Source organism: Bradyrhizobium ottawaense (genome assembly GCF_002278135.3).
Taxonomy (GTDB): Bacteria; Pseudomonadota; Alphaproteobacteria; order Rhizobiales; family Xanthobacteraceae; genus Bradyrhizobium; species Bradyrhizobium ottawaense.
Map to the genome: position 1 here is coordinate 5,519,584 of NZ_CP029425.2, position 17,871 is coordinate 5,537,454.

Consider the following 17,871-nt stretch of genomic DNA (forward strand, 5'->3'; position numbering starts at 1 on the left):
AAGGAAGCCTGACGATATCGTCAAGTCGCCTGACTAATCGACATCCTCGAGCGTGTCGAACCTCTCGCCATAGACCGCCAGTCCCTTCAGGATCGCGTCCATCGTGGCCTTGCCGAGCTCGGCGCGCATCTCCTGCTCGGCGATGTCCACGGCATCGCGGAACGCATCCAGCCATTTGCGCCCGGCGGGCGTGAACATGACGATGCGCGCGCGCCGGTCGGTCGGATCGGCGATACGATTGACGAGGCCGAGCTCGGCGCATTGATCGACCAGCTCGCCCATCGCCTGCTTGCTCATGGAGGCGCGGCGGGCGAGCTCGGTGAGCCTCGTTCCCTCGACGTCGAGATTGCGGGTCAGGCTGACATGCGCGATGCGCGTCTCGTCGTGCCCCTTCTCGCTCATCAATTCGAGCACGCGGCCTTCGAAGCGCCGCACGGCGTTGTTGAGCAGGCGACCGATATTGGCATGCCGCCACGCGGTGCCGGATGTGGCGCCGGATATCCTGGATTTCACGAGAACTGCTTCCGATTCGGACTGATCGAGATTGCGCGAGGCTAACACATGAGGCAGGCCGCGCGCTCATACGGCAGATCAGCACGTGCATTGGCGGCTATCGCACCACGGGCGGCGTGGTTTCAAAACGCCGCCCGCCATCCCCCGTTTCAAGCGCTGCCGGTAAGGGACGGCATCTTACTGGGAACGATCCGAGGTCCAGCCCTTGTACTCGGCGACATTGTCTCTGGTCACCAGCTTGGACGGCAGCAGCTCGACGGTCGAGGCCGGCTTCTGGCCATTGAGAATGCCGACGCCCACCTGCACAGCCCGCCGCGCCATGAAGAACGGGTCCTGCGAAGCCGAGGCCTGGATCTGCGGCGACTGCGGATCCTTCAGCGCGGCCTCGATATCGGGCGCGCCGTCGACCGCGGTGATGACGATTCCGCTGCGGTTCTGCTGGCGCGCCGCAAGGTCGGTGCCGATCGCCTGCGGGTCGTTGATGGCGAAGATGGCGTCGATCTTGGGGAAGCGCGTCAGATAACCCTGCGCGACGGTGAGGCCGCCTTCGCGCGAGCCTTTGCCGTCCTGGTCGTTGGACAACACCTTGATGCCGGCATTCTTCGAGAAGACGTTCTTGCAGCCGACGACGCGGTCGATCACGGCGGAGACCTGCGGCCCATTCTCGATGATGACGTCGCCCTTGCCGCCCAGCTTGTCGACGATGTACTGGCAGGAGATCTCACCGGCCTGCACGTTGTTCGTGGTCACGGTGGCGTCGGCGCCTTCGGCCGCGGTGTCGACCGCGACGACGACGATGCCTGCCGCCTGCGCCTTCTTGATCGCCGGCCCGATTGCCTTGGGATCGCCGGGGTTGAGCAAGATCAGGTCGACACCAGCGGCAATGAAATTGTCGATCTGGGTGACCTGCTTGCCGAGGTCGTATTCGAAGCCGACGGCGGTGATCTTCACATTGGGATTGGTCTTCTTCGCCTCGAACTCGGCGCCCTTCGACAGCGCGACGAAGAACGGATTGCCCATCGATCCCAGCGAGACCCCGATCGACTTGAGCTCCTTGGCGAAGGATGGCGCGGCGCTGAGGGCAAGCGCCGTCGCGGCGCCGGCGAGCATGATCGTCTTCAACATGGACTTCCTCCCTGGTCTGTCTTCGTCCCCGGCGCGGCAGACCAGTTGCCGCAACGGAACCTCGCATTCACGTTCTGGCAGAGCCCTTCAAGTTCTGGCGGAGCCCTGCAGCCGGTAGCGATCGAGCGCCACGGCGCCGATGATCACCAGGCCCTTGATGACATATTGCCAGATGTCGGAGACGCCGACGAGGATCAGGCCGTTCGACAGCACGGCGATGATCAACGCGCCGACCAGCGTGCCCCAGATCGAGCCGATGCCGCCGACGAAGGAGGTGCCGCCGAGGATCACGGCGGTGATCGCGTCGAGTTCGTAGGACTGGCCGAGCTGCAGGCCGTTGGCCGCATAGAGCCGCGCCGCCTGCATGGCGCCGCCGAGCCCGGCGAAAAGCCCGGAGACGCCGTAGACGAAGATCAGCACGCCCCAGACCTTGATGCCGGCAAGCCGCGCCGCGCTTTCATTGCCGCCCACCGCATAGATGTGCACGCCGAGTACGGTCCGGCGCAGCACCAGCCACGAGACGAGGATGACGAGCAAGGCGATCACCGAGAGCCACGGGATCGACGCGACGCCGGGGATGAGGGTCAGCGAGCCGTTGCCGATGAAGGCATAGGGAATGGACGGATTGAACACGGTGGTATCGGCCCCGAGCAGTCGCGCCAGGCCGCGTACCGCAGTGAGCGAGCCGAGCGTGACGATGAAGGGCGGCAATCGGAGCAGCGCGATCAGCGCGCCGTTGACGACACCGAAGCCAAGGCCGGTGAGCAGCGCGGCCGGCAGCCAAAGCATCCCGAGCTCCGGCATCTTGGAGAGCGTCAACCCGGCCATGGCGGAAGCCGCCAGGATCGAGCCGACCGAAAGGTCGATGCCGCCGGTGAGGATGACGAAGGTCATGCCCGCGGCGAGCACGGTGTTCACCGCGGCCTGCTGCAGCACGATGCCGAGATTTTGTCCGGTGAAGAAGCGGCCCTCGGACAGGAAGTGGAAGCCGATGCAGAGGATCAGGAGCACCGGCAACATACCGAGCGCGCTGATCAGCACCCTCACCCGCTGGCGCTTTGACTCTGCGGCAGCACCGTTGGTCGTCGCCGGTGCGGGCTTGGCCTGCGAGGCACCATTGTCAGGCATCGAGATGCTCCATCCCCGTGGCAAGCGCCATGATGTCTTCCTGGTTCAACGGCGCCGTCTCGGTTCGCCGGACCTCGCCTGCAACCAGTCCCGACCGCATCACGACGACGCGGTCACAGATACCGATGATCTCGGGCAGGTCGGACGAGATGACGAGGATCGCGGTGCCGGCTTTGGCAAGATTGTCGATGATCGAATAGATCTCGGATTTGGCGCCGACGTCGACGCCGCGTGTCGGCTCGTCGAGGATCAGCACCTTAGGCGCAATGGCAAGAAGCCGCGACAACAGCAGCTTCTGCTGATTGCCGCCGGACAGGCCGCCGGCGGGAACGCCGACATTGGCGGCGCGGATGCTGAGCCCTGCGAAGGCCCGATCGGCGCGCTCGCGTGCCTTATCGCGATCCAGGAACCAGCCGAGCTTCGCATCGCGGCTGAGGACCGCGAGGTTGATGTTGTCCAGACATGACATGTCGAGAAACAGGCCGAGCGCCTTGCGGTCCTCCGTCAGATAGGCGATGCCGGCCTCAAGCGCCTCACCCGGCGTGCGGATCTCGACCGGCCGTCCCTCCAGCTCGAGCCGGCCGGAGGTTTTTGGCAACGCGCCGATGATGAGATGCGCAAGCTCGGTACGCCCGGCGCCGATCAGGCCGGCGAGACCGACCACCTCACCCGCGTGCACGGTCAGCGAGCAGCCCTTGACGCGCAGGCCATCGGCCATGTCGATCGCGGCGAGCACGGGATGGCCGCGTCCCGCCTCCGGATCATGGTCCTTCTTGTAGAACGATGAGACGTCGCGCCCGACCATCAGCCGCACGATGGTGTCCGCACGGATCTCGGGCTTGTCGAGCGAGCCGACCAGCCGGCCGTCGCGCAGCACGGTGACGCGGTCGCCGAGCGCGTAGACCTCGTCCATGCGATGCGAGATGTAGATGATGGCGAGGCCCTCGGCGCGAAGCTGGCGGATCAGCGCGAACAGCCGTGCGCTCTCGCCGGCCGACAGCGCCGTGGTCGGCTCGTCCATGATCAGGATCCTTGATCTCGCGTGCAGCGCACGCGCGATCTCGACCAGTTGCCGCTGCCCCATGGACAGATGCGCCACCAGCGTCGACGGCAGGAAGTCCGCACCGAGCCGCTTCAGGATGGGACCGACGCCCTCGCGCATGGCGCCGCGCGCCAGCAAGCCTGTCCGCGATATCTCTCGCCCCAGATAGATATTCTCGGCAACGCTGAGATTGGGCGCGAGCGACAGCTCCTGATAGATGATGGAGATGCCTGCCGCGCGGCCGCCGAGCGGACCTTCGATCCGTACCGGCTGTCCTTCGATGCGGATCTCGCCGCCGGGATCCGGCCGATAGGCGCCGGACAGGATCTTCATCAGCGTCGACTTGCCGGCGCCGTTCTCACCCATCAGGGCATGAATTTCACCGGCATAGACAGTGAGATCGACGGCGCGCAGCGCCTTGATGCCGAAGAAGGACTTTGAGACCCCGCGCATCTCGAGGATCGGATCGTTCATCGTGCCTCCCGGCGCACAATGCGTTTCCCACCCGCGTCTCAATCATTCTGTCAGCGCGGCTTGCGCATTAAACAAAAGGCCGCGGCACAGGGCAATACCGAACAGACGGGAATGTAGCATCGAGGCGATGCTAGTGGCGCGGCCGATACAGTTCGCGCCAGGCGGGAAGCCGCTCGGCATAAGCATCAGTCAGCCCGGTGTCAGGTTTGTACGTCTCGATGCGCTGCGGCCGGGTGCAAACGGTGGCGATCGCCTCACCGGTGACAGCAAGTCGCCCCAATCTCGCCGCACCGAACGCTGCGCCGGTCTCACCTCCGGCGAAGCGGTGGATCGGAATATTCAGCACGTTCGCCAGCACCGAGAGCCAGAAGCCGGACCGTGAACCACCGCCAATGGCATCGGCTTCCGTAATCACAATGCCAGCATCGGCGAGCGCGTCGCGGCAATCGGCTAGCGCGAAGGCAACGCCCTCGAGCACCGCCTGCACGATCGCCGCGCGATCGGTGCCATGGCTCAAACCATCGAGCATGCCGCGCACGACGGGATCGTCGTGCGGGGTCCGCTCACCCGCGAGATAAGGCAGGAAGCTCACCGGCGACGGCGCCTGTGGATGCGATCCAAGCGGCGCCAGCAACTCGGCCTCGCTGACGCCGAACAGGCGCGCGGCCCAGGCGAGGCAGGAGGCGGCCGACAGCATCGCGCCAGCCTGAATCCACATGCCGGGAATGGCGTGGCAGAAGGTATGCACCGCACAGTCCGGGTTCGCAGCGATTGTGCTGGTCGGCGCCAGCAGGGCACCCGAGGTTCCCAAAGATACGAACGCGGTTCCCGGCTGGATCGCACCGATGCCGACGGCGCCCGCCGGATTGTCGCCAGCGCCGCCCGCGATCACCGGCTGCCTCACCATGCCCCAGCGCTGCGCGAGGTCGCTGCGCAATGTTGCTGCTGCCGCGCATCCCTCGACCAGCCGCGGCATGTGATCGCGCGACAGGCCGGTCGCGGCCAAGGCCTCGTCCGACCAGTCCCGGCGCGCGACGTCGAGCCATAGGGATCCCGACGCATCCGACACGTCCTCGACGGCCTCGCCTGACATCACCAGGCGCAGATAGGCCTTTGGCAGCAGCACCAATTTCGTCGCTGCAAAGACTTCAGGTTCGTGCGTCGCGACCCAGAGCAGTTTCGGCGCGGTAAAGCCTGGCATCGCCTTATTGCCCGTCACGGCACGCAAGGCAGGCCAGCGCTGCTCCAGGACGCGACACTCGGCGGCAGCGCGTCCGTCGTTCCACAGGATGCAAGGCCGCAGCGGCCTCGAGCTCGCATCGAGCAGCGTGGCGCCATGCATCTGGCCGGACAGCCCAATGCCCTCGACCGTCGCCAGCTCTTTTCCATGCGACGTCTTCAGGGCATCGAGCGTGGCGAAGGTCGCCTCGATCCATTGCGCGGGGTCCTGCTCGTAATAACCCGATTGCGTCGAGGTGATCATCAGCGGCCGGCTCTCGCTTGCAATCACGCGCTGGGCGCCGTCGACGAGAACGGTCTTGACTGCGGAGGTGCCGAGATCGATGCCGAGATACATGACTGCTTCCGCTCACTTCGCCGCGTCGATCCAGATCCCCGGCTCGGAATGCTCGCGGATGTGGCTGACCAGGAAGTCGGAAAACACCCTGATCTTGGCAGGCAGCCGGACGCGGTTTTGATAGGCGATGTTCATGGTGAGCAGCGGCAACTCCCAGCCCGTCAGGACAGGCACCAGCCGGCCGGCCGCGATATCGCTCTGCACGATGTAAAGCGGCTGGATCAGGATGCCGAGCCCCGCGCGTGCCGCACCGCAGATGATCTGGCCATCATTGCTGTCGAGCGTCGGCGCGATCCGCACCGTCTGCGTCGTGCTGCCCTGGCTGAGCCGCAGCGAATAGGGATCGTTGGCGAGATTGTAGATCAGCATGTTGTGGCGGGCGAGATCGGCGGGGTGCTCCGGCCGGCCGTGCTTCTCCAGATATGACGGCGCCGCCGCGAGCACGCGGTGCATCTGGCCGATGCGGCGGACGATGATGTTGGAATCCGGCTCGTGCTCGCGCGTGCGGATCGCCACGTCGATGCCGGCCTCGATGAAGTCCAGGTAGCGGTTTGCGCTGATGATCTGCACGCTGAGATCAGGATACAGCGCGCGGAAGGCGGGCAGCATCGGCGCGAGATAGATCATCGCAAAGGACAGCGAACTCGTCACGCGCAGCATGCCCTTCGGCGACAGCGCGCGGTCGGAGACGGCATCCTCGGCTTCGGCGAGCTCGTTCAACAACGTGCTGCAGCGCTGCAGAAGCTCCTGCCCTGCCTCCGTCAGCCATAGCCGGCGCGTGTTGCGTTCGATCAGCCGGACTGCGAGCCGTTCCTCCAGCGCGCTGAGGTGGCGGCTGGCGGCCGCGTTCGACATCCGCAGGATTTCGGCGGCCTTGGACAGGCTGCCGAGTTCGGCGGTTTTGGAGAAGACTTCGAGTTGGAGCAGCCGGTCCATTTTTGCTAAATGAGGAAAAGAGACTTACAAATTTTGGCCTTTATTTCCGTTTTCTGCAAGGCAAAATAGCCACAACGAGACATAATCGCAGGCGAGGAAATCAGGAAATGTCGGGCCCGATCAGGCACATCGTGATGTGGCGGTTGCGCGGGGAAAGCCCCGAGGAGCGCTCCGCCGCCCGGGTCAAGGTCAAGACCCTGTTCGAGGGCCTCAAGGGTAGGATCGATGGCCTCACCCATATCGAAGTCGGCATGGACGTCAGTGCGGTCGACTACGCCTGCGACGTGGTGCTGTTCTCGGAATTTACCGACCAGGCCGCGCTCTCGGCCTATGCCAACCATCCCGAACATCTACGCGTGCGCGAGGCGCTTGGCGACTTGCGGATCGGGCGCTTCCAGGTCGATTATCCCATCAAAGAGACCGGCGCATGATCGGTTCGTTCACCTTTGAAAACCTGCCCTGCCGCGTCGTCTTCGGTAGCGGAACGCTTGGCTCCGCCAAGGCCGAGGTGGAACGGCTCGGCGGCAAGCGCGCGCTTGTGCTGACGACGCCGCAGCAGGAGGCGCAGGGCAAGAGCCTTGGGGCGGCGCTCGGCCCGCTCTATGCCGGCATCTTTCCCGGCGCCACCATGCACACGCCGGTCGAGGTCACGGAGCGTGCGCTCGCGGCAATGAAGGCGTGCGAGGCCGATTGCGTCGTCTCGCTCGGCGGCGGCTCGACCACCGGCCTCGGCAAGGCGCTGGCGCTGCGAACCGGCGTCAACCAGCTCTGCATTCCCACCACCTATGCAGGCTCGGAGATGACGCCGATCGTCGGCCAGACCGAGAACGGCCTGAAGACCACCGTGCGCGATGCGGCTATCCTGCCGGAGACCGTGATCTACGATGTCGATCTCACTTTGACGCTGCCGGCGGGTCTCGCCGCGACATCAGGCATCAACGCGATCGCCCACGCGGTGGAAGCGCTTTACGCGCGCGACACCAATCCCGTGACGTCGCTGATGGCGGAAGAAGGCATCCGCGCACTGGCCCGCGCCCTGCCCGCCATCGCCGCCAAGAGCGACGACCGTGAGGCCCGCACAGAAGCGCTTTACGGCGCCTGGCTGTGCGGTGTTTGTCTGGGCACCGTCGGCATGGCGCTGCATCACAAGCTCTGCCACACGCTCGGCGGAACCTTCGACCTGCCGCATGCCGAGACCCACACCATCGTGCTGCCGCATGCGCTGGCCTACAATGCGCCGGCGGTGCCCGACGCCATGATGCGCATCTCGCGCGCGATTGGCGCTGCCGATGCATCGCAGGGACTTTTCGAACTTGCGAAGCGGCTGGGTGCGAAGACGGCGCTGCGCGATATCGGCATGCCCGAGGGCGGCATCGACAAGGCGGCTGATCTTGCCGTCACCAACGCCTACTGGAATCCGCGCCCGCTCGAGCGCGGCGCCATTCGCGATCTGATCGCACGCGCCTGGGCCGGCGAGCCGCCGGGCGCTGTCAAAACGGCGGCGTGAGATCATGCGACGCACGCTGATCAGATCCGCGACCGTCATCAGCATGGATGACGCGATCGGCGACCTCGGCACCGGCGACGTGCTGGTCGAGGGCAACCGGATCGTCGAGGTGCGACCATCGATCGATGTCGCGACCGATACGGAGATCATCGACGGAAAGGGTCGCATCGTCATCCCCGGCCTGATCAACGCGCATATGCACACCTGGCAGACGGGCCTGCGCGGCTATGCCGCGAACTGGACACTGCTGGAATATTTCCGCCGCATGCATGCCGGGCTGGCCACCGTGTTCCGGCCCGACGACATCCATATCGCGACGCTGGTCGGCGCGCTGAACCAGATCAACTGCGGCACGACAACACTCGTCGACTGGTGTCACAACAATCCGACACCTGATCATACCGACGCTGCCGTGCGCGGCCTGATCGAGAGCGGCATTCGTGCCGCGTTCTTCCATGGCTCGCCAAAGCCGGAGCCAAAGCCCGGCGAGCCGCATTTCTCGGAAGTGCCGCATCCGCGCCGCGAGGTCGAGCGGCTGCTCACGGGTCCCCTCGCCGACCGCGACGGCCTGGTCACGCTGGGCCTGGCGATCCTCGGCCCGCATTATTCGACGCTCGAGGTCGCCATGCATGATTTCCGCATGGCGCGCGAGCTCAAGCTGATTGCATCGATGCATCAGGGCGGCGGTCCGGCCAAGACGCCCGGCGGCTGGGAGAAGTTGATCGAAGCCGGCCTCGTCGGCACCGACATCAACATCGTCCATGGCAACGATTTGCCCGACAATCTCCTCGACATGATGGTCGATCTCGGCGTCTCCTTCTCGGTGACGCCCGAGAACGAGATGATCCAGGGCCATGGCTTTCCGATCACCGGACGGTTGCTCAGGCGTGGCGTGCGGCCGACCATCGGCATTGACCTCGAATCCATCCTGGCCGGCGACCTGTTCTCCGCCGCGCGCATTGCGCTCTCGATGCAGCGGTCGCTCGACAATGCGGAGTCCCGCAAGACCCGCGGCACCATCCCCGCGACGACCACGATCCCCGTGCGCGAGGCGCTGCGCTGGATCACGACGGAAGGCGCCCGCATGCTCGGCCGCGAGCGCCAGATCGGCTCGCTGACGCCAGGCAAGCTCGCCGATCTCGTCATCATCAACGTCTCCGATCTCAACCTCGTCCCGGTGCATGATCCCGTCGCCACAGTCGTGATGCAGACGAGCCTCGCCAATATCGAGGCCGTCATGATCGGCGGCGCCTGGAAGAAGCGGAACGGCCGACTGCTGGCTGAGGGGTTGGAGACCAAGAAAGAGCTGCTGGCGCAATCCGGCCGGCGGCTGGTGCAGGACATCGAACGACAGGGACGCGCCGCCTGAGGCACCAACGGACAACAACAATGACAGATACCTCGAAAAACATCGCTTTCATCGGAATCGGCAAGATGGGGCTGCCGATGTCGGCGCTCGTCGCCAAGGCCGGTTTTGCCGTCACCGCGTTCGACCAGAGCGCGGCGCGGATCAACGAGGCACGCGCGCAAGGTATTGCGATTGCCGCATCGCCGGCCGAGGCCGTGAGCGGCAAGGCGGCTGTCGTCACCTCCCTGCCCGACGACGTCGCGTTGCGCGGCGCCCTGCTCGGCCCCACCGGCGTCATCGCCGCGATGGCGCCGGGCGCCATTTTGATCGAAACCAGCACTGTCAGTGTCGAGGCTTCTACTGAAGTCGCGGCCGCGGCACAGGCCCGCGGGATTGCCTATCTGCGCGCACCGGTCTCCGGCAATGCCAGCATCGTTCATACCGGCGCCTTGACCTGCTTCGTCTCGGGGCCGAATGACGCCTTCGAAAACGCAAAGCCGCTGTTCGCCGCCTTCACCCGCGCACAGACCTATCTTGGACCAGCTGAGGAAGCCCGCTACGCAAAGCTCTCGGTCAATCTGATGATCGCGGTGTCGGCCGCGATGATGGCCGAGAGCCTGGCGCTGGCGCGCAAGGGCGGCATCGCCTGGCAGGATATCTTGAAGGTGCTCGACGACAGCGCGGTGGCCTCGCCGATGGTGAAATACAAGACCGCGCCGCTACGAACCCGCGATTTCGAGTCGACCTTCTCCTGCAAGCAGATGGCCAAGGATCTCGACCTGATCCTGGGTGCCGGCCATGCCGTCGGCGTGCCGTTGCAGCTCGCGGCCCAGGTGCGCGAGACCTACGGCTCGCTGGTCGCGCAAGGCGACGGCGACACCGACTTCATCGCGACGGTCAAGCACCTGGAACGGCTGTCCGGGCTCGGCGAGCCCAAACTCTGATCGGCGGAAGGCACACATATGCGCAATTTCAACGAGAACACGATCACCGACGCCGTGCTGGAGCGGATCAAGGACGCAACCGATCCGCGCATCAAGCAGGTCAGCGAAGCGCTGGTGCGCCACCTTCATGCCTTCGTCCGCGAGGTGCGGCCGACCCAGAAGGAATGGGAATTCGGCATCGATTTCCTGACCCGCACCGGCCACATGTGCGACGACAAGCGCCAGGAGTTCATCCTGTTGTCGGACACGCTCGGCGTCTCCATGCTGGTCGACGCGATCAACCATCCGGTGCCAGAGGGCGCGACCGAAACCACGGTGCTCGGCCCGTTCTTCGTCCAGGCCGCACCGGAAAAGGACAGCGGCGCGGATATCTCCGGTCCGATGGAGGGCGATCCGATGCTGGTCACCGGCTCGGTGGCGACCGTCGACGGCAAGCCGCTCGTGGGTGCCGTCGTCGACGTCTGGCACTCCGACGATGATGGTTATTACGACGTGCAGCAGCTCGATGCCATTGGCGATCTCGCGATGCGCGCGCGCTTCCACACCGACGCCGATGGCAGATTCCATTTCTGGTCGATCAAGCCGGCCGCCTATCCCGTTCCGCATGACGGCCCGGTCGGCGAGATGCTGGAGGCGCAGGGCCGCCATCCCTGGCGCCCCGCGCATGTGCATTTCATGATTTCCGCGCCCGGCTTCGAGCAGCTCGTCACACATGTGTTCGTTGCCGGCGACCAGTATCTCGACTCGGACGTGGTGTTCGGCGTCAAAGACAGCCTGATCCGCGAATTCACCAGGCATCCGGCCGGCCGTGCGCCGGATGGTCGCATGGTGGACAGCGAGTATTTCCATCTCAACTATGATTTCGGCCTAAAGCAGGTCGCGAGCAACGCAAGAGCCGCTTAAGCTAGAGCGGCGACGGACCAGCAAGAGTCCGGCAACAGGGGGCAGACGGGAGCTGAGGATGGGACCGCGGGTCAGCACGAGCATCTTGGCCGAGCGCCTCACGGGCATGATCGGCCCGCGCGCGAGCGTTGCGCGCGGCGTGCTCGATCAGCACGGGCAGAGCGAGTCGCATTATCGCAATTTGCCGCCGGACATCGTCGTCTTCCCTGAGACCACGCAGGAGGTCGCGGAGATCGTCAAGCTGTGCGCGAGCGCGGGCATGCCGATCGTCCCGTACGGCGCCGGCACCTCGCTCGAAGGCAATGCGGCCTCGGTCGCGGGCGGCGTCTGCTTCGACTTAGCCCGCATGAACAGGGTGCTCAGCGTGCACGACAGCGACATGGATGTCGTGGTGCAGCCCGGCATTACCCGCAAGCAGCTCAATGCAGAGCTGCGCAACACCGGCCTGTTCTTCCCGATCGACCCCGGCGCCGACGCCTCGATTGGCGGCATGACCTCGACGCGCGCCTCCGGCACCATGGCGGTGCGCTACGGCACGATGAAGGACAATGTCATGGCGCTGGAGGTGGTGCTGGCCGACGGCCGGGTGATCCGGACCGCGAAGCGTGCGCGGAAGTCGGCAGCCGGCTACGACCTGACGCGCCTGTTCGTCGGCGCGGAGGGCACGCTCGGAATCATCACCGAGATCACGCTGAAGGTGCATCCCGTCCCACAGGCGATCTCGGCCGCGGTCTGCAGCTTCGACACCCTGCACGACGCCGTCGATACCGCGATCTCCGTGATCCAGTCCGCGATCCCCGTGGCGCGCATCGAGCTGCTCGACGACGTCATGATGCGCGGCATCAATGCCTATGCCAAGCTCGGTTACCGCGAAGCGCCCACCCTGTTCTTCGAATTTCACGGATCCGAGACCTCGGTCGACGAGCAGGCCGAGGCCGCGCAGGCGATCGCCGCCGACCATGGCGGCCATGGCTTTGCCTGGGCCAAGGCACAGGAAGACCGCAGCCGGCTCTGGCACGCCCGCGACAACACGCTCTATGCCGGCCTCGGCCTCCGGCCCGGCGCACGCGCCGTGATCACCGATGTCTGCGTGCCGATCTCGCGGCTGGCGGAATGCCTGACCGAGACGCGGCGCGACGCTGACGAGCACGGCTTTACCGCGCCGATCGTTGGCCATGTCGGCGACGGCAATTTCCACATGCTGATCCTGATCGACCCGGCTCAGCCCGAGGAGGCCGAAGGCGCTAAGGCGCTTCAGGCCCGCATGGTCGCCCGCGCCATCGCCATGGACGGCACCTGTACCGGCGAGCATGGCATCGGGCTCGGCAAGATCGACTATCTCACCGACGAGCTTGGCGAAGCCGTCGATGTGATGCGATCCATCAAGGCCGCACTCGATCCGAATGATCTGATGAACCCCGGAAAGATCTTTGCGAGCGGAGCCAAGGCATGAGTGACAAGGCATGAGCGACGCGCTTCCGATCGAGGTCACCTCGCCCACCCCGCTGCTGGAGCTGCGCGGCATCAGCAAGGAGTTTCCCGGCGTCAAGGCGCTGGATGACGTGTCCTTTGCCGTCTACCCCGGCGAAGTCCACATGCTGCTCGGGGAGAACGGCGCCGGCAAGTCGAGCCTGATGAAGGTGCTGTGCGGTGCCTACCGCGCCGACGCTGGCGAGTTCTATTTTGAGGGCAAGAAGGTCGCGATCTCCTCGACCGCGGATGCGCAGAAGCTCGGCATTGCCGTGATCTTCCAGGAATTCTCGCTGGTCCCCTATCTCGATATCGCACAGAACATCTTCCTCGGCCGCGAGCCGAAAGGCCACATCCCCGGCGCCATCGACCGCCGCAAGATCCTGGCTGACGCAAAGCGCGTGCTCGACACCATCGGCTTCGACATCGATCCCTCCACCATCGTCGACAAGCTCGGCGTCGCGCAGCAGCAGATGGTCGAGATCGCCAAGGCGATCAGCCAGGACGCCCGCATCCTCGTGATGGACGAGCCGACCGCGGCGCTGTCCGACCGCGAGACCGAGCTGCTGTTTGCCCTGATCGCACGGCTGAAGGCCGACGGCGTGTCGATCGTCTACATCTCGCACCGCATGGCCGAAGTGTTCGCACTCGGTGATCGTATCACGGTACTGCGCGACGGCCGACGCATCGACGGCGTCCGGCCCGCCGACGTCACGCCGGACCAGCTCGTCCGCATGATGGTCGGCCGCAACGTCGACATGACCTATCCGCGCAATTTTGCCGACAAGCCTGGCGAGCTGCTGCTCGAGGTCAAGGGCCTGACCGCCTCGACCGGCATCTCCGACATCAACATCGAGGTGCGCCGCGGCGAGATCGTCGGCCTGTGCGGCCTGGTCGGCTCGGGCCGCAGCGAAGTCGCACGCGCCATCTTCGGCGCCGATCCCGTGACGTCGGGCGAGATCATCTTCGACGGCAAGGCCATCTCCGGCGAGCCGGACCTCGCCGCTCGCCGCGGCATCGCGCTGATCCCGGAGAGTCGCAAGAGCGAAGGTCTCGCGCTGCTGCGCTCGGTGAGCGACAATCTGGTGGTGTCGGCGCTGCGAAAGCTGTTCCCGAGCGGGCTGTTCGACCAGCGCGGTGCGCAGCGCACCTCCGATGCCCTGATCCGGCAATTGAGGATCGCGACACCGAGTGCGCGTCAGACCGTCGGCCTGCTCTCGGGCGGCAACCAGCAGAAGGTCGTGATCGGCAAATGGCTGGCGGCCGGCTCAAAGCTCTTCATCTTCGACGAGCCGACGCGCGGCATCGACATCGGCGCCAAGTCCGAGATCTTTGCGCTGATCGACCGCCTGGTCGCGGAAGGCGCGGCGGCGCTGATGATCTCGTCCGAACAGGTCGAGATCTGCCATGTCTGCGACCGCGCCTATGTGATGCGCGAGGGGCGCATCGCCGGCCACCTGAACCGCAACGAACTGACCGAGGAGAACATCGTGCGACTGGGGATGCATCATGCGTGAAGCCGCGGTCGTTTCACAGCCCAATCCGCTGCAACGCATTCCCGGCGTTGCCATCGTGCTCGTGCTCCTGGTCACGCTGTTCAGCGTGATCGCGCCGGGATTTCTGTCGGTCGCCAATCTCTCCAACGTGCTCGTGCAGTCGACCATCCTGACCATGCTCGCGCTGCCGATGACGCTGATCATCATGACCGAGGGGCTGGACCTGTCGATGGGCGCGGTGCTGACGCTGACCTCGCTCTGCGTCGCGATCGTGTCGCTCGCCACCAAATCGATGCTGCTCGGTTTAGGCGCCGGCCTGCTGGTCGGCGCGGCCTTCGGCGTCGCCAACGGCTGGCTGGTGGCGATCCTGGGCATTCCGCCCTTCGTCGCCACGCTCGGTACGCTCGGCATGGCGCAGGGCCTGTCGCTGATCGTCAGCGACGGCCAGAGCGTGGTCGGCATCCCCCACGGCGTCCGCGACATTTATTCAGCGACGCTGCTCGGCATTCCCGTGCCGATCGTGATGGCTCTCGTGACCTACGCGGCGTTCCACGGCCTGCTCTATCACACCCGCTTCGGCACCTACATTTTCGCACTCGGCGGCAATCGCGAGGCGCTGCGCTATGCCGGCCTCTCGCCGAACCGTCTGCTGATCGCGGTCTACGCGATCGGTGGCGCCATGGCGGGCATCGCGGGCCTGTTGATGACCGCGCGGATGAATTCCGGCCACCCCACCGCCGGCCTCGGACTTGAATTCGATGCCATCGCCGCCGTCGCGGTCGGCGGCACCTCGTTCGAGCGCGGCAATGGCTGGCTGCTCGGTACCCTGCTCGGCGTCCTCTCGGTCGGCGTGTTGCGCAACGGGTTGAACCTGATCTCGCTGCCGTCCTCGGTGCAGGTCGCAAGCGTCGGCGTCCTCGTCATCGTCGCGCTGTTCCTCGATGGTCTCAGGAGCCGGGCATGACCGACATCACCAAAGAGGCGATGATGCCGCCCCGTTCCTTCCTGTCGCAGGATGCGATCCAGGTGTTCTATCGCCTGCTCGCGGCCCTCTTGATCTGCGCGGTGCTCGCCGTGCTCAGCGATTCCTTCCTGAGCCTCGGCAACATCCTCAACGTGCTCCGGCAGGCGAGCCTGACCTTCTTCATCGCCTCCGGCCTGACGCTGGTGGTGCTGACGGCCGGCCTCGACCTCTCCGTTGGCGCCAATGTTGCGCTGTCGGCCTGCATCGCCGGGACCGTGATCCACAAGACCGGCTCGCCGGCGCTCGGCATCCTCACCGGGCTTGCCTGCGGCGGCATCGTTGGCCTGCTCAACGGCGTCATGGTCACCGCGCTGCGCATCCCCTCCTTCATCGCCACCTATGGCATGCTCTGGGTGCTGAACGGCCTCACCTATTGGTACATGGCCGGCGAGACGCTGCACGGCTTCCCGGCGGGCTTCCGACAGATCGGCAGCGGTTATCTGTTCGGCCTGCCCATCCCGGTCTATCTGCTGCTGGTGTTCCTCGGGATCGGGACGCTGTTTGCGCAACGGACGATCTGGGGCCAGGAGATCTATGCGATCGGCGCTAATCCGGTCGCCGCGCGCCTCTCCGGCATTCCGGTCCCGCGCCGCCTGCTGCTGGTCTATGCGGTCTCAGGCACCATGGCGGGACTTGCCTCGATCATCTTCCTGTCGCGGCTCAATTCGGCCGAGGCCGATATCGGCGAGAGCCTGACGCTGCCGGCGATCGCGGCCGTTCTGATCGGCGGCACCTCGCTGTTCGGCGGCGTCGGCACCGTGTTCGGCACCTTCATCGGCGCGCTGATCCTGACGCTGGTGCTGAACGGCATGAACCTGCTCTCGGTCAGCGCCAACTGGCAGCCGCTGGTGACAGGCATCATCGTCATTCTCGCGGTGTGGCTCGACATGAAGACCCGCCGCCGCGCGCAATGAGTTCATTGAGTTCCAACAAGCAAAATGAGGGATGGAGGCAACATGAGACAACAGAAACTGGCTTACCTCGCACTGCCGCTGCTGATGGCGGCCGCGTTCACCAGCGAGGCGCGCGCCGACGGCGAGACCATCGCCGTCTTCACCAAGAACCAGACCAACCCGTTCTTCCAGACGGTGCGGGTCGGCGCCGACAACATGGCGAAGACGCTGAACGCCAAGACGCTGCAATACATCCCGACCAAGCCCGACAGCATCCCGGAGCAGCTGAGCCAGATCGAGGACGTCGTCGTGAAGAAGCCGAGCGCGATCGTGTTCACGCCGGTTGACTACAAGGCGATGGTGCCCGGGGTCGAGAAGATCAACGAGGCCAAGATCCCCGTCGTCAACATCACCGACCGCTCCGCGGGCGGCAAGTTCCTCTCCTTCGTCGGCGCCGACGATTACAGCCTCGGGCTCGAGACCGCGCGCTTCCTGCTCAAGACGCTGGGCGGCAAGGGCAACATCGTCATCATCGAGGGCGTCAAGGGCTCGCTGACCAATGTCGATCGCGTCCGCGGCTTCAACGACGCGCTGAAGGAGACCCCCGGTGCGAAACTCCTGGCGTCGCAGCCGGGTAACTACCAGCGCCTCCAGGCGCTCCAGGTGATGGAGAACCTGATGCAGTCGAATTCGCAGATCGACGGCGTGCTGGCGGCCAACGACGCCATGGCGGTCGGCGCGATCGAGGCGCTCGACGGCGCCAACCGCAAGGCCCAGGTGATCGGCATCAACGGTACCAAGGAGGCGATCGACGCGATCAAGTCCGGCAAGCTGCTCGCGAGCGGCGACTACAACGGATTTGCCCAAGGCTGCCTCGGCACCATGATGGCGATCCGGTCCTTGCGCAACCAGCCCGTCATCGCCGAGATCGTGCTGAAGCCGACTGTCATCACCAAGGACAATTTTGGGCCGTTCGACGTGCCGCTGGAGCAGCGGACCTGCCCGACCTTCGAGGAGGCCGGCAAGCTCAGCGCGAAGTAAGCGCACTCACGACAATCTCGGACGGCCGTCGCGGCGGCCGTCCCAAGAACCGAGTCAAGAAACGGAGACCACCATGCTGTTCGCCATTCACGCCGTCGACCGCGCCGGCGCGCTGCCGACCCGGCTTGCCAATTACGATGCCCACAAGGCTTTCCTCAGCGACACCTCGCGCTTCGGCGTCAAGATCGTGATGTCGGGGCCGCTCGTCTCCGACGATGGTCAGACGATGATCGGCAGCCTGTTCCTGATCGAGGCACCGGGTCGTGGCGAAGTCGAAGCCTTCAATCGCGCCGACCCCTTTGCCGCCGCCGGCATCTGGGAAAAGGTCACGATCACGAGCTTCCTGCGCCGGCAGGGTTGAGGCCGGCCCCATCAAAAATGCGAAAACAACCCCATGCACAGTAGAATGGGGTTGTTTTTGCTGACGAATTTCCGGCGCGAATCTCACCCT

Annotated in this window: 17 protein-coding genes; 11 read left to right on the plus strand and 6 right to left on the minus strand. The window is 65.3% G+C overall.

The features are described from left to right. Window positions 1-33: 33 nt before the first annotated feature. The 6 genes from CIT37_RS26415 to CIT37_RS26440 all read right to left on the minus strand — a co-directional run bounded on the left by CIT37_RS26415 (window position 34) and on the right by CIT37_RS26440 (window position 6,794). Window positions 34-501: a MarR family winged helix-turn-helix transcriptional regulator gene (locus tag CIT37_RS26415; RefSeq protein ID WP_370126384.1), complete on the minus strand. Its 468-nt coding sequence runs from the start codon at window positions 499-501 to the stop codon at window positions 34-36. Window positions 502-690: 189 nt separating this feature from the next. Then, a complete protein-coding gene (locus CIT37_RS26420; RefSeq protein WP_028142493.1) occupies window positions 691-1,638 on the minus strand; it encodes an ABC transporter substrate-binding protein in 948 nt (315 codons plus the stop codon). A gap of 87 nt (window positions 1,639-1,725) precedes the next feature. Then, window positions 1,726-2,766, minus strand: coding sequence for an ABC transporter permease subunit (locus tag CIT37_RS26425; protein WP_028142492.1), 1,041 nt, complete (start codon window positions 2,764-2,766; stop codon window positions 1,726-1,728). Further along, window positions 2,759-4,282: a sugar ABC transporter ATP-binding protein gene (locus CIT37_RS26430; protein ID WP_028142491.1), complete on the minus strand. Its 1,524-nt coding sequence runs from the start codon at window positions 4,280-4,282 to the stop codon at window positions 2,759-2,761. The genes CIT37_RS26425 and CIT37_RS26430 overlap by 8 nt, the downstream gene beginning before the upstream one ends. A gap of 130 nt (window positions 4,283-4,412) precedes the next feature. Next, window positions 4,413-5,858, minus strand: coding sequence for a xylulokinase (gene xylB / locus CIT37_RS26435; protein WP_095426529.1), 1,446 nt, complete (start codon window positions 5,856-5,858; stop codon window positions 4,413-4,415). A 12-nt stretch (window positions 5,859-5,870) separates the two neighbouring features. Next, window positions 5,871-6,794 carry a LysR family transcriptional regulator gene (locus CIT37_RS26440; protein ID WP_038947957.1) on the minus strand — a complete coding sequence of 308 codons (924 nt, stop codon included), beginning with the start codon at window positions 6,792-6,794 and terminating at the stop codon, window positions 5,871-5,873. A gap of 107 nt (window positions 6,795-6,901) precedes the next feature. On the opposite strand from CIT37_RS26440, the gene CIT37_RS26445 reads away from it, so the two are divergent. The 11 genes from CIT37_RS26445 to CIT37_RS26495 all read left to right on the plus strand — a co-directional run bounded on the left by CIT37_RS26445 (window position 6,902) and on the right by CIT37_RS26495 (window position 17,781). Further along, window positions 6,902-7,225: a Dabb family protein gene (locus CIT37_RS26445; RefSeq protein WP_038947956.1), complete on the plus strand. Its 324-nt coding sequence runs from the start codon at window positions 6,902-6,904 to the stop codon at window positions 7,223-7,225. Further along, a complete protein-coding gene (locus CIT37_RS26450) occupies window positions 7,222-8,301 on the plus strand; it encodes a maleylacetate reductase (protein ID WP_038947955.1) in 1,080 nt (359 codons plus the stop codon). The genes CIT37_RS26445 and CIT37_RS26450 overlap by 4 nt, the downstream gene beginning before the upstream one ends. 4 nt (window positions 8,302-8,305) lie before the next feature. Next, complete coding sequence (locus CIT37_RS26455; protein ID WP_095426528.1) at window positions 8,306-9,670, plus strand: amidohydrolase family protein; 1,365 nt, start codon at window positions 8,306-8,308, stop codon at window positions 9,668-9,670. Window positions 9,671-9,690: 20 nt separating this feature from the next. After that, window positions 9,691-10,593 (plus strand): NAD(P)-dependent oxidoreductase, encoded by a 903-nt coding sequence (locus CIT37_RS26460; RefSeq protein WP_095426527.1) that lies wholly within the window; start codon window positions 9,691-9,693, stop codon window positions 10,591-10,593. 18 nt (window positions 10,594-10,611) lie between these two features. Beyond that, window positions 10,612-11,496, plus strand: a complete 885-nt coding sequence (locus CIT37_RS26465) for an intradiol ring-cleavage dioxygenase (protein WP_095426526.1) — start codon at window positions 10,612-10,614, stop codon at window positions 11,494-11,496. A 58-nt stretch (window positions 11,497-11,554) separates the two neighbouring features. Continuing rightward, the gene (locus tag CIT37_RS26470) at window positions 11,555-12,949 is read left to right on the plus strand and encodes an FAD-linked oxidase C-terminal domain-containing protein (RefSeq protein WP_038947952.1); all 1,395 of its coding nucleotides are present in this window, start codon (window positions 11,555-11,557) and stop codon (window positions 12,947-12,949) included. A gap of 10 nt (window positions 12,950-12,959) precedes the next feature. Further along, window positions 12,960-14,483 (plus strand): sugar ABC transporter ATP-binding protein, encoded by a 1,524-nt coding sequence (locus tag CIT37_RS26475; protein WP_028142483.1) that lies wholly within the window; start codon window positions 12,960-12,962, stop codon window positions 14,481-14,483. Continuing rightward, window positions 14,476-15,426, plus strand: coding sequence for an ABC transporter permease (locus CIT37_RS26480; RefSeq protein ID WP_028142482.1), 951 nt, complete (start codon window positions 14,476-14,478; stop codon window positions 15,424-15,426). Before CIT37_RS26475 ends, CIT37_RS26480 begins: the two co-directional genes overlap by 8 nt. Then, window positions 15,423-16,400 (plus strand): ABC transporter permease, encoded by a 978-nt coding sequence (locus CIT37_RS26485; protein WP_028142481.1) that lies wholly within the window; start codon window positions 15,423-15,425, stop codon window positions 16,398-16,400. Before CIT37_RS26480 ends, CIT37_RS26485 begins: the two co-directional genes overlap by 4 nt. Window positions 16,401-16,442: 42 nt before the next feature. Then, the gene (locus CIT37_RS26490; RefSeq protein WP_028142480.1) at window positions 16,443-17,420 is read left to right on the plus strand and encodes a sugar ABC transporter substrate-binding protein; all 978 of its coding nucleotides are present in this window, start codon (window positions 16,443-16,445) and stop codon (window positions 17,418-17,420) included. Between the two features lie 73 nt (window positions 17,421-17,493). Then, the gene (locus tag CIT37_RS26495) at window positions 17,494-17,781 is read left to right on the plus strand and encodes a YciI family protein (protein WP_095426525.1); all 288 of its coding nucleotides are present in this window, start codon (window positions 17,494-17,496) and stop codon (window positions 17,779-17,781) included. Window positions 17,782-17,871: the final 90 nt, after the last annotated feature.